Annotated in this window: 10 protein-coding genes; 4 read left to right on the forward strand and 6 right to left on the reverse strand. The window is 61.0% G+C overall.

Annotated features, from left to right (window positions below):
• The first annotated feature begins 99 nt into the window (after positions 1-99).
• The 4 genes from ACQZ6F_RS31555 (at position 100) to ACQZ6F_RS31570 (ending at position 5,250) form a co-directional block, all read left to right on the forward strand.
• On the forward strand, positions 100-1,314 hold the full coding sequence (locus tag ACQZ6F_RS31555; RefSeq protein WP_449095949.1) for an ROK family transcriptional regulator: 1,215 nt from the start codon (positions 100-102) through the stop codon (positions 1,312-1,314).
• Positions 1,315-1,477: 163 nt separating this feature from the next.
• Positions 1,478-2,029, forward strand: a complete 552-nt coding sequence (locus tag ACQZ6F_RS31560; RefSeq protein ID WP_449095950.1) for a sorbitol dehydrogenase family protein — start codon at positions 1,478-1,480, stop codon at positions 2,027-2,029.
• Between the two features lie 144 nt (positions 2,030-2,173).
• Complete coding sequence (locus ACQZ6F_RS31565) at positions 2,174-3,814, forward strand: GMC family oxidoreductase (protein ID WP_449095951.1); 1,641 nt, start codon at positions 2,174-2,176, stop codon at positions 3,812-3,814.
• Between the two features lie 59 nt (positions 3,815-3,873).
• Positions 3,874-5,250, forward strand: a complete 1,377-nt coding sequence (locus ACQZ6F_RS31570; RefSeq protein WP_449095952.1) for a c-type cytochrome — start codon at positions 3,874-3,876, stop codon at positions 5,248-5,250.
• A gap of 51 nt (positions 5,251-5,301) precedes the next feature.
• Here the strand turns inward: ACQZ6F_RS31570 and ACQZ6F_RS31575 are convergent, their stop codons facing one another.
• The 6 genes from ACQZ6F_RS31575 to ACQZ6F_RS31600 form a co-directional block, all read right to left on the reverse strand.
• Positions 5,302-7,314 carry a DUF4034 domain-containing protein gene (locus ACQZ6F_RS31575; RefSeq protein WP_449095953.1) on the reverse strand — a complete coding sequence of 671 codons (2,013 nt, stop codon included), beginning with the start codon at positions 7,312-7,314 and terminating at the stop codon, positions 5,302-5,304.
• Positions 7,314-9,212 carry a hypothetical protein gene (locus tag ACQZ6F_RS31580; RefSeq protein WP_449095954.1) on the reverse strand — a complete coding sequence of 633 codons (1,899 nt, stop codon included), beginning with the start codon at positions 9,210-9,212 and terminating at the stop codon, positions 7,314-7,316. Before ACQZ6F_RS31580 ends, ACQZ6F_RS31575 begins: the two co-directional genes overlap by 1 nt.
• Positions 9,213-9,545: 333 nt before the next feature.
• A complete protein-coding gene (locus ACQZ6F_RS31585; RefSeq protein WP_449095955.1) occupies positions 9,546-11,345 on the reverse strand; it encodes an adenine deaminase in 1,800 nt (599 codons plus the stop codon).
• An 18-nt stretch (positions 11,346-11,363) separates the two neighbouring features.
• On the reverse strand, positions 11,364-11,996 hold the full coding sequence (locus tag ACQZ6F_RS31590; protein ID WP_449095956.1) for a glutathione S-transferase family protein: 633 nt from the start codon (positions 11,994-11,996) through the stop codon (positions 11,364-11,366).
• On the reverse strand, positions 11,996-12,646 hold the full coding sequence (locus tag ACQZ6F_RS31595) for a Rieske 2Fe-2S domain-containing protein (RefSeq protein ID WP_449095957.1): 651 nt from the start codon (positions 12,644-12,646) through the stop codon (positions 11,996-11,998). The genes ACQZ6F_RS31590 and ACQZ6F_RS31595 overlap by 1 nt, the downstream gene beginning before the upstream one ends.
• Positions 12,643-12,912 (reverse strand): hypothetical protein, encoded by a 270-nt coding sequence (locus ACQZ6F_RS31600; protein WP_449095958.1) that lies wholly within the window; start codon positions 12,910-12,912, stop codon positions 12,643-12,645. The genes ACQZ6F_RS31595 and ACQZ6F_RS31600 overlap by 4 nt, the downstream gene beginning before the upstream one ends.
• Between the last annotated feature and the right edge of the window lie 38 nt (positions 12,913-12,950).

The raw sequence follows: 12,950 nt of genomic DNA on the forward strand, positions 1-12,950 counted from the left end.
CGTGCTTATGCACGAGCCGGATGTTGATCGACGAGTGAAGTTATGCATAAGTCTGAAACGGACGCAATAATTAATTTACAAAATTAAGAAAGAGAAATCGTGAAGCTGAAAGGCGACCAGAGCACGTCGCGAGCCCTGAACCGGCGGCTCATCCTCAATCTCCTGCGGCAGGAGGGACCGAGAAGCCGTGCCGAAATAGCGACGATTACCGGCCTCAGCCCGGCCGCCGTCACCTTCGTCATCGCCGATCTGATCGAGGAAGGACATGTCAGCGAAGGCAAGGCTGTGGCCGGGCTTTCAGGCCGGCGCCCCATACCCGTGGAGATCAACTACACCAATGGATTGGCGATCGGCTTCAAACTGATGGTCGGCTCCGTCGAATGCGTCGTCACCGATCTGGCAACCAATCCTCTCGCCTCCTCCCGGCTAATCCTTACCGACAACGAGCCGGAGAATGTTGCCAGGGCTTTGGCTGACGCAGTACCCATGCTCGTCGAGGCAGCGGGACGACCGCACGCACGGCTGGCGGGGGTCGGCATTTCCGTGCCTGGCGTCATCGACAACGCCCAAGCCGTCTGCGTGCGCAGCTTCCGGTTCAAATGGAACAACGTGCCTTTCGCATCGATGGTGGCGCAAAGGGTCAAGGTGCCCGTCTGGCTCGAAGACGACACCAATGCCTATGCCATTGCCCAGCAGCTCTTCGGCCCGGGACGGCAGTATCGCAACATGGCGGTCCTTGCCATCGGCGTCGGCATCAGCTGCGCCCTTATCGTCGATGGAAAGCTCTATCGAGGCGCCCACGGTGCGGCCGGCAAATTCGGCCATACCCTGCACGAGGAGAATGGCCGGCTTTGCGAATGCGGCAAGCGCGGATGCCTGATGGCCTATTATTCCGAGCCTGCGATGCTGCGCACCTGGCGTGAGGCAACCGAACGTGACGACGGTCATAACCTCACAGATATGCTGGCGGCAGCAAAAGCCGGTGACCCGGAGACCGTCAGGATCTTGAGCGAGGCCGGCAATGGAATTGGAAAGGCGCTCGCCAATCTTGTCAACATCACCGACCCCGAGGTCATCGTCGTCGGAGGCGAAGCGGTTTCATTCGGCGATGCTCTTTTCGGCCCGCTGAAATCCAGCATGGCGACCCGCACCTTCTTTGCCTCGCCACCTCTGTTGCCCGATTGGGAAGACAATTCCTGGGCACGGGGTGCCGCCGCCCTCGTCACCCAGAAATTCTTCGATTTCGAGACGGCTGATGGGACGACCAGTGCCAGCGAACCCATTGCGCGAGCCTATTCCGCATCATCCACATAGGCCTGAGAGGGTCCGGCCCAGACGCATCCTCGCCATGGCTCCGATAAATTCGCTACACCGAATGTTAGATTGACTCTATTCTACGTCCTGCATAGATTTCTGTGACATTCCTGACTTGCGCCTGTGTTGAAGTGTGACGCAAACCGGTTGACGAGGCATCTTGATGGACACGACTGACCCGTCTCGCGATGACTGTCCTGAGGAATTCAATCTCACACGTCGGAAACTGATGGTGGGCGGCGCTTTGTTCGTCGGAGGCGTGTTGTTGTCTCCGGAGATTTCGGCCCAAACTTTGGGTACGGCCGCACCGGAAGTTTCGACGAGCTTCATGGAAGTATCGTCTCTGCTGATCGATCACCGTCTGGATCCCGAGGTCGGGGCACGCATGGCTGCGGCCATGTTGCGGATATACCCGACGATCGAACGGGATATCTCTGCCGTTGTCCAAATTGCCAAGCAGAAGAACGCCAAGGTCGTCGAGGAATTCTTTGCCGATATTCCTGAAGGGAACCTGAAGGATACCGCCCTGGCCATTATTTCGGCCTGGTATACGGGCGTAGTGGAAAATTCGAGCACTGCGGAGGTCTTCGCCTTCGAGACGGCGCTCATGTACCAGCCGACCCATGACGTCATGACAATCCCGACCTACGCAATATCCGGTCCGAATGGATGGAATGCGGAGGCCCCGCCTCTCGGCAATATGCCGACATTCTGACGAGAGCCGCCGGGTGTGCGAATGCACGTTGCCGGCAGCTTAAAACAAATCGAGCGAGATGCCCTGAGCAAGACTGTATCAGAGGATCGGCTCGCAGCGGCTTTTGACGTGCCTACTCGAGTCTTCGGATAATGGAATCGCAAGATGGCAAACGACTACAGTGCCGATGTTATCGTTGTCGGGACAGGCGTCATCGGCTGCATCGTCGCCGAGCAAGCGCTGGATGCAGGCTTGTCCGTTCTCATGCTGGAAGCCGGCCCGCGTGTAGAACGCTGGCAGATCGTTGAGAATTATCGCAACGTACCGCCGCGGTTCAAACAGAACTGGAATGCGCCCTATCCGGCCAAGCCCTGGGCGCCACATATCGAATCTGAACTACCGGACGCCACGACCGACTATCTGCAGCTGGAAGGCCCGAACGGGCGCGCATACCGCCAGGGTTATGTGCGTTATGCCGGCGGCGCCACCTGGCATTGGGCTGGCATCTGTTGGCGGCTGCATCCCGATGATATGCGGCTGAAAAGCCTTTACGGCGTCGGCCGGGACTGGGCCTTCGATTACAACACGCTTGAGCCATATTACACTCGGGCCGAATATGCGTTGGGAGTCTGTGGTCCGTCCGAGGTCGAGCTGCAATGGCCGCCATTGCCGCGCTCCAGGCCCTATCCGATGGGACGCATTCCCTTAGGCCCGGGTGAGCAACGTTTCACAGACGCCGCCGCACGCGTCGGCATCACCAATCTTCCCGCGCCTCAAGCCCGCAATAGCGGCGTGTCCTACGACGGGCGACCGCCCTGTTGCGGCAACAACAATTGCTTCCCCGTCTGTCCGATTTCGGCGAAATATGATGCCGCATCGGCGCTGCCACGGATCGAATCGAAGGGCGGCAGGATTCTTGCCAATGCCGTCGTCTACCGGGTGGAAACGGATGCGAAGCAGAACATCCAGGCGGTGCATTTCTTCAATCCCAACAAGGAAACGCAAAGGGTCGTCGGCCGGCTTTTTGCCATTGCCTGCAATGCCATAGAGACGCCGAAACTGCTGTTGATGTCCAAGGACGAGCGCAATCCGAATGGCGTTGCCAACCATTCGGATCAGGTTGGGCGCAATCTGATGGATCAGCCTAAGATCAGCGCGCAGATGCTGCTCGCAGAGCCGATGTGGACGGGCGTCGGTCCGGTGCAGGGCAGCAGCATCATGATGACGGGGCAAGGCGCATTCCGAAGCGAACACGCCGGCGCCATGCTTCGCTGCGAAAATGCCGCTCTCAGCGCCATAGGCGGGCAGGCAGCACTCGCGAAAGGCCTGGTCGGCAAGGCGCTGGACACCGAGATTCGCCGGCTCTCGGCCTGCACGGCGCGACTGACGATCGAGCACGAGATCCTGCCGGATGCCAACAACCGCCTGACCTTGTCCGACAAGAAGGACTGGCTCGGCCTCAGCAAGCCGAACATCTACTACGATGTCGGCGATTATGTCCGCCGTAGCCACCAAGAATACACCCTGCCATTGCTGAAGAAACTGATCGCCGAGCTTGGCGCCGTCGAAAGCACCATTGCCACGACCTTCACCAACAGCGACCACATGATGGGGAGCTGCATCATGGGGACCGATCCCACAGACTCCGTCGTCGATGTCGACTGTCGCGCGCATGATCATCCAAACCTTTTCTTACCCGGCGGCGCGGCAATGACGACGGGAGGATGCGGCAACAGCACCATCACCATGGCGGCTTTGGCCATGAAGGCCAGTGACGCCATCGTTGACCAGTTGAAGCGGGGCTGAACGTGGACACTTTCCTCAAGTTCCTTAGCTTCAGGTTTTTAGGCGCTGCAATCTGTCTGATGTCCGCGAGCTCGGCCGCCTTGGCCGCAGGAGATGATGCGCAGGCAGCCTCGATCAAGCGCGGCGCCTATGTCGCCATCGCATCGGATTGCGTTGCCTGTCACACGGCACCGGGTGGCAAGCCGTTCGCAGGCGGACTGGCCATCGCTTCGCCGGTAGGCACGATCTACTCGACCAACATCACACCCTCTAAGACGGCGGGCATTGGGCAATACACGGAGGAGCAGTTTTCTCGCGCCGTGCGCCGTGGCGTTCGGGCCGACGGCGCGAACCTCTATCCGGCGATGCCGTACACATCCTACAATGTGTTGACGGACGCGGATATCCACGACCTCTATACCTACCTGCAGCACGGCATCGACCCCGTCGATACCGTGCCGAAGCCCACGGCGCTGCCGTTTCCGATGAATATCCGCCTATCAATGATGGCATGGAACCTGCTGTTCCTCGGCAGCGGCAACAGCGAGGCCGATGCCACGCAATCAGCCGAGTGGAATCGCGGCAAATATCTTGCTGATGGGGCTGCGCATTGCAGCACTTGCCATACGCCGCGCGGCTTCCTGATGCAGGAATTGTCCAGTCACTATCTTGGCGGCGGCCAGGTCGGCCCATGGTATGCGCCAAACATCACCTCCGATGCCACCAGCGGCATCGGAAGCTGGAGCAAGGATGAACTGGCCCGCTATCTGGCAACCGGCTCGCTGCCCGGCAAGGCGCAGGCGGCAGGCAGCATGGGAGAGGCCGTCGAGCACAGTTTTTCTCGCCTCACGCCGGACGATATATCGGCGATCGCGACCTACATCAAAACCGTCGCGCCGCTGCATGATGAATCCGACGACCAGTCGCGGTTTGGCTATGGCCAACCCTTCACCCAGCTTGCAAGCCTACGCGGGGCAAACCCGATCCGGTCGGATACGGATGAGCAAGCCAGTGGCGCAGTGCTGTTTTACGGCAACTGCGCGTCCTGCCATCAGGCTTCCGGCCAGGGGAGCAAGGATACCTATTATCCGAGCCTGTTTCACAATTCGGCGACAGGCGGAACCAATCACACCAATCTGATTTCCACGATTCTGAATGGCGTTAGCCGGACCACGCCCAATGGCCAGGCCTTCATGCCCGGCTTCGGCGGCAAGGCCAACGACATCAATGCGCTCAATGACAACCAGGTCGCCACTTTGGCAAACTTCGTGATCGAACACTACGGCCGACCCGGCACCCCGGTCACCCCTGCCAATGTGGCCGAGGTGCGGGCGGGTGGTCCTGCGTCTTCGCTGCTGCTTCTGGCGCGCATCGGCATTGCCGTGGCGGTTGTTGTGGGCCTGGCGATCATAGCCCTGCTTATTGTTTGGCGGCAGAGGCGAGCCAGGACGGCTTGATCTCGTCCCGGCAGCTACTCACTGAGGATATTGCGCCAAGGGCCGCGCGTGCTAATCCACCTGCCCCGGCAGGCCATCGCGCTTCACCCGCCGCTGAACCCAGCTATATCTGAATATGCTCCAGAAGGAGCTTCCCTCGACCTTGTCTAACAGACCCTCCAGGAACTCCTGATCTGGATTGGCAAGGCGAGCAGCTTCGATCCAGCGCACCGCCTCCTGATGATTGTAGCTTTTCAGTTCCTTGTCGGCATACCACCAGCCAAGCGCGACCATGCAGCCGGCGTCGCCGTTCCCGGCAAATTCGAGCACCGGCTGCAAGACGTGTTGGCGTGCGGATAGCGGGAAGGCTTCGCTGCGCAAAAGCCAGGCATGCGCACCCCTGATGCGCCGCCAGATATCCAGGTTGATCGAGTTGGGATCCTCTTCAAGCAAGATCGGGAAAAAGTCCCGCGCCTTGTCGAGATGAAAAAGCGCATCCCTGACTGCCTCGTCCGCCTCCGAACCGGTAATCTCCTCATCGCATACGGCAAGGAGCTGAGTATAGGCGAGATTGTAGATCGCCGTCGGATGGTTGCTGGCCGCCGCCTGGCGATAAAAGCCGAGCGAGCGCTGCCTGTCCTTGCCGTGAAAATGGAAGCCGCTGAGGAATTGCGAGGAGGCATCGCCATACTCGGCGGCCTTGGCCCACATCGGCACGAGCACCTCGTCGCCTTCGAATTCCGCGAACTTGGACAGGCTGTTGAATGGCGAGGCCGTAACATCGGTGAGATCGGGGGTCATTTCGGCTGCCCGCCTGTACCAGCCATCCGCCACCTCCGGACGCTTCTCGACCCCGGCCCAGCCCTGAGAGCACAGGAAACCGTAGAGGGAGGCGCCTCGCGCGCTGGCAAGGCAATTACGATCGGCGACCTGCCCCAGCCACGGCCCTTTATCCTTGCTTGCCATCCAGACCTCGACGGCGCGAGTGATCTGCCAGTCCTCGAAAAAATTATGCGGCGCGCTCTGTGCATAGTGCTTGCAAGCCTCCTCGACGCGGTCGAGCTTGGCGAAGAGATAGGCGACATATTTATGGACTCGGCCGCGCAGGTTCTCCGGCAACGGGCGTTTCAGCAGACGCTCGCCAATGCGCAGCTGGTTTTGCACCACGCGCGGGTCTTCGAACATATAGCCATCGAGCTCAAGCTCGTCGAACCAGGCAAAATAGCGCAGCACATTGCGATCGATCTCGCTGAAACGCTCGCACAGGGGCGAGTCAGCGAAAGCGAGCATCTCCTCGATGCTGCCGCCCCAACGAGGCATTCGAAGAGATACGTAGCTGCAGGCCACCTCGAGCGCGAAAGGATCCATGGCGAAGGCGACGCGCAGCCAGTACTGCAGGGGCGCCACCGGATCACGCCGCTGCTCGCGCCGCCAGGACAGCGCTTCGCCGGTCAGGACCGCAGGCAGATGCTCCGGCAGCTCTGTGGCGCTGATTTCAGCAATCAACTCGCCACCCGAACGGGCAAACATCTGTTCGATTTCATCCGACGTCCCATGGGCAGGCATGCGGCTCGGGCGCTCGCCACCGAGAAGCCATTTCGCCCACCAGTCCGGCTCCCCGACGGCCGCGACCGAATGAAGGATGCCGGGGATCACGAGCCAGGCCCGCTGGTCTCGCACCAGAAGCCTGATCAGCGCACGGAACATGGTATCCTGCGCTCTGTGGGCGCAGGCCCACATGGCCGGGGTCACCTCATCGGCCATGTCGGTGCCGCGATATTCCCCGAACCAGGCCGACCAATAGGCCACCTCGAGAATCGCCGGAAATTGACTGAGCGGGCGAGCCTGCTGCCATAGGCGCAGGGCGTCCAGAATAGCCGGGCCGCCCTGCACCGCGCAGGCATGGAAATCGTGCAGCGCATCGTAGTAATCGCCCTGGCTCGGGCGATCGACGGCCGCATCGCGCAGCGGAGTCAGGAGCCGTTCGGTTTCGTCCCACAGATGGGCCGGCAGCAAGACTGCGAAGTTCACCGGAATGTCGCGTGCTGTTGCTTCCTCGACCGACAGGGCCGCTATCTGGGTCATCAGTGATTCCTATTGCGCTGCTGTGAAGAGGGATGCGGGGCGAGCCCCGACATGACGAGATCGAAGGACGACCATTCCAGTCGCTTCCAGATGTATTCGGGAGACGTATGGAAATCCTGCCATTCGTTCTCCGTGGCTTTGCTGGGATGGGTGCTCTGACCGTGGTGCGGTTCACGCGACAGCCACGCAGCCCGCAGTGCCCTGCCGCGCGCGGCCGCAAGACCGAATTCATCCCAGCCGAGGAAACAATCGCGCACGCGCTGGGCATTGAGAAAGAGCAGCGCCCAACCAAGCGTCTCATCGATCAGGCCCCAGGCGGCCAGAAGGCGAAGAATATAGCTCTGCCGCATGGCGTGTGCGGCGAGAAGCTGGCGCGCCAGACCCTTTTGACGGCCAGCGGAAGCGCCGAGCCGCTCGAATTCGGGAGCGCGGAAAAACTGCTGGTGAAACCGGGCCACGACCTCCTCATCCCGGCCTTGGTCGAAACCGAGCTCGGTTCGAATGAGGGATTGTTGGCGCTGCGGCACGGCTGATGGCGCGCTGAGCCGAAGACCACGCGTCATGCCGGTGACTGCGTGGCGGTGAAACAGCGGCTCGGTCATGGCAAGCGCCCATTTGCGGTGGGTGTCAGGCTCTCCGATGGGCGGGGAGGTTTTCGCCGGCGCCAGGAGACGGCTGAGCCAACCGCCGCCCCCTCGCTCGGAAGAAGGTGCATCCTTGGCCGAGAGGGTGCCTTGCCAGTTCGGAAAGTGATTGGCGAAAATCTCTGCGAGCCTCTCTCCGGCCGGCGTGGCGGATCTATCAAGAGCCGTTACCGCCAAGGCAGCCATGATCGCGGCACCCGGCTCTCTCGTCGTGGCGGAAACATCGCCGCCCGCACCCAGTGCCAGCCATTGGAGCTGGACATCCGGATCAGGATGCAGGGCCAGCAAATGCGGGAGGGTGGCAACGAGATCATGCTGAAGATCGGCGGAGGTAAGCTCGGCGAAAGACTGATAACTGAACCCCATCGTACGGCCAAGGACAGTGGGTAATTCATGGGCGATAAGGCCAAGCAGCACCAGGTCGGTACTGTCGTTTGGCCGAGGGCGCAGGTTGTTCAACAATAGCAGCACGTCCGGCATGTAGCGGGCGGCCGGGACGGAGTTCTGCTTGCCTTTGATCTGATCGACACTCCAGTCACCGAGATCATCGGCAAGGCTGATCGTCACATGCGGATGATTGTTCGCGTCGCGCAGGCTGAACAGGCGCATGCGCCCTTCCTCGCAGCCCCTGGCATATTGTTCGCCATAGCCTCCCTCAAGCCGGTCGTGGTTGGCGAACTGACCGAGGCAATGCTGCATGTGAAACGACTCATAGGCCATTTCGGCACGCAGGAGGTCCCCCGAGCCGCGCAGCTCGACAAAGCGCCCATTGGGTGTGGTGATGATTTCGGTCAGGACCTGCCTGTGGCTGGGCCACCATCCGCGCGTGCGCTTGCGGCGCATACGCTCATGATCCTTTCGCCAGGCTTCGTCGGCAGCGGCAAAGGAGATGCGCTGAAAGCGCCCGGCCAAGCGCGTGTCGAGCCGCGAGTGCAGGAATTCCACCAGCCGCGCTTCCTGCTCGCGCAACAGATTATGCTCGGCATCGATATAGATCATGCCCTGGACGCCGGCGGCCAACTTGGCCTGGAACCAGTTGGGAATGGGTTGGGCGCCGACGCAAATATGCCACGCCTTGGCATCGGTCACGGGCAAGGCATGCTCAAAGCAGCCGATCACCCAGCGAAAGAAATGGGTCTCAAGCCAGCGCCGGATATCCGGATGGTCGCGACGAGCACGGCTTCGAGTGACGATCGCGTCCCGGATAAGGCCGGCATTGATCACGTCGCGTGGGGCGATAACCCTGACATTCATGCAGCACGTCCGCACAACGATGGAGCCGAACGGAGCCTTGGCCGAGCAATGAATGGGGATTTCATTGGACTGATGGGGAAATCCTATCGCCTATTCGGATGCCTGCACCTGCGGCCACTCTCCCAGCGGAAAATATTGATTTGAAGATGGATTGCAACCGCTTGGATTGATTTTACAGGAATACACCCTTTGGTCCTGTATTTTCAATTCGAGGATCAGGCGCTCCATTGCCGGTCGGTACCTCGCAACCGCGCACGAAATCCCGGCCTTTCGACCGGGAGCGCCAAGACAGTTATGGGCATGAATTGCGGCACGCGGAGCTGACGGTTTTCTCTAAATTTCCTCGAACAACGGCGCGATCGTCATCTCCGGCACGAGCACGAGACCCTTGTCGGTGATGCGGATTTCCGGGATGACGGAGAGCGGGATGAGGTTGAAGCCCATATAGGCGATGGTGCAGCCGGCCTTTTCCCATTCGACCTTCAGCGCCTTCACCTCTTCCGCCACCTCATGCACGCGCTTGTCGGAGAGCAGCCCGGCGATCGGCAGCGGCACCATGGCCGTCACCTTGCCGTCCATGACCACGCAGACGCCACCCTGCACGGCCTCGATCGCATCGAGCGCGACCTTCATATCTGCCTCGTTGGTGCCGGCGATGATGATGTTGTGGCTGTCATGGCCGACGGAGGAGGCAACAGCGCCCTTCTTCAAATTGAAGTTGTTCAGAAGGCCATAGGCGACATTGCCCGAAGACTTGCCGTGACGCTCGACGACGGTCACGAAGCAGAGGCCATGGCGGTCGAAATGCGTCTGCCAATCATTTGCCGGCTCAAGTTCGACCGTGACATGTCCAAGAATGATGCCCGGCAGCTCGGTCTTGATGGTGTGGGCGATCACCGCTCCGGTCGGCAGCTCCGGCGTCAGCTTCAACGCCTTCGGCAGCTTCACGGTATGATAGGCAGCTTCCGGATAGCGATAGGGACTGGACAGCGCGGCATCGAGGACCGAAGTAATCTTGCGGTCTTCGACCACCAGCTCGCCGCCATACCAGGTGCTGACCGGCTTCAAGTCGTCAGTCAGCAGCACCAGATCGGCGCGACGACCGCCGCCGAGACCACCGATCTCGTTCTCCATGCCGAAGCGGGTCGCACCGTGAAGCGAACCCATGGCCCAGGCCTGCTCCGGCGTCATGCCGGCCTTGACGGCTTCGCGCGTCACCCAGTCGAGCCCGAAGAGCAGAAGGTCTTCGGCATCGCGGTCGTCGGTGCAGACGGCGATACGCTTGTGCGACGCGCCGAGCTCGGTGATCGTCTTGATGGCGTGCGGCAGGCTATGCCAGGGTGTCGTCGGCGGACCGCCGCGCAGGAACAGCCAGATGCCGGCTTCCAGTAGGTCATCGGCGATCTCGCGGTCGATGGCCTCGTGCGTATCGGTGACGCCAGATGCCGCATAGGCGGCAACGAATTCACGGCCGTAGACATGGCCCGAGACCGGCCGCCCGCGCTCCAGCGCAGCGGCCAGGATCGCGTGGCTGCGCTCGTCGCCCATCGCCACCTGCACGAAATCCATCTTTTCGCCGAGCGCCAAGGCTTCCGGCCATTTGTCGAAAAGATCGGCAATTTTCTGCGGCGTCAGATCGCCACCGGCCGTCTCGAGCTGCGGCGAGGTTGCCGGCACCGTGCTCGGCACCGTCAGGAAGATCGACAGCGGCGCGTGGCGCGCATCCTCGAGCATGGCCTCGACGCCGGCGACATCCATGACATTGCCGATCTCGTGGCTGTCGCAGAAGATAGTCGTCGTTCCGTTGAGGAGAGCGGCCTCGGCATAGGCGCAGGCCGTCACCATGCTGGATTCGATATGGATGTGCGGGTCGACGAGGCCGGGCGCTATGATCCCTCCCCTGGCGTCATAGAGCTTGGCGCCGCTGCCTCGGTAGCTGCCCGCCGGCTTGACGGCGGCGATACGGCCGCCCGAAACCCAGACTTCCTTGTCAGGCAGAATCCGCTCCGAATAGGTCGACAGCACGCGCGCGCCCTTGATCACCAGATCCGGCTCGCGACGCGCCGAGGCAACATCGGCGAGCGTGCGCGTCATGGTCGAGAGCGGCTTGACGGAAAAGCGTGTGAGCGTCATCGAATCCCCCATTCGAAATCAGTGATAGTCGGGTATTCCCGGCATGGTGCGGAAACCCTCGATCGTCCGGAAGCGCCGCGCCCAACGGCGCAGCGCCGGATAGTCGTCGTGATCGATACCATAGTCACGGCTGAGCGCGAAAGACGGAAACAGCGTCAGATCGGCAAGCGTGGGGCCATCGCCGACGAACCATTCCCGACCATCGAACTGGCGCAGCGTCATATGGTCGTCCATGATGCGGAAAGCCTTGCGTGCGCCCGCATAAAGGGCAGCCTCATCGCCAGGTGTATCGAACAGGGATTTCAGCCGCGCCGCCACGGCAGGCGCAAGTGCTGTGGCCGAAAAATGCAGCCACATCATCGTCGCGCCGAAGGCAGGCGCATCCTCCGGTAGCCAGAGGCGCGCGGGATCGTGGGCCTTGGCAAGATAGGCAAGGATCGCTTCCGTGCCATACAGCACAAGGTCGCCGTCGCTCAGGACAGGCATCGTTCCCAGTGGATTAAGCGCCAGCATGGCCGGCTTCATCTCTTCGTGCCCGGGAAACACATCGACGGCGATCGTCGTATGGCTCAGCTTCAGCATCGAAAGCAACAGACGGACGCGATAGCTTCCCTCGTCCATCTCGTAATTATAGAGTGTGATGCCGGCCATCAGGCGACCTCCGCTTTCTGCTCGAGGTCAAAACGAAGCCTCTCGGCCCAGGCTGCATAGTGCTTCTGCTTGGCGCCGGCATGGACGGCAGGCGTGCCGGCAATGACGATATGCAAAGCGGCTTTGTTCGGCGAGATGCTTTGCAGCGCCATCAGAAGACGATCGTCGCCCATCTGGAGCAGACCGAGATCGGTAGCGCCGCTCTTGCGCAGCGCGACAGCGACATCCCCCACGCTGCGATCGATGTAAAGACTGCGTACCGGGGTCACCTCGGTTATGCCGTCGATATCAGGCAGCGACGCCTCGCCTGCGGCCGTCGCCCAGATGATCCCGTATTTTTCCTCAGCCACATAGGTCGGCACCTTGATGGTCTGCGGTACCTCAAGGGCCGGATGTGCCGGAATATAGCGACATTGCCCGGCGGTATCATACTGCCAACCATGATAGAGGCAGGCGATGTGATCGCCGCGAACGAAGCCGAAGCTCATGCGCATGCCACGATGCGGACAGCGATCCTCCCAGACATGCGCCTTGCCGCTATTGTCGCGCCAGACGACGATCTCGTTGCCATCGACCACAGCGCCCGCCGAGGCTCCAGCTTCGATCGACGCCGAAAGTGCCACCGGCACCCATCCTGCTTCCAGTTTCATAAGCTACTCCGCTCGATATCGAGGATAACGCAATCATAGGGGCCGAGGCTGCAGGCCATTTCGAAGGCGTCGACGAGGTCATTCTGGCCGCTGACATCAATCGTTGCCGATCGCGCGTCGCAGGCGCCGACCTCGATATTCAGGTCCAGCCGGCGCGCGCGATGCCGGGCAAACTCGACGAAACTGGCGCACACCATCTGCCCGCGAAAGACAAAACGTGCTGCCTCGATCATGCCGCTCGTTCCGTTCATGCCCAGCCCGCGCATCAAAAACGTCCAATTTGCATAAAAAATAACCATGCTTC

It is taken from the genome of Rhizobium sp. A22-96 (assembly GCF_053521805.1).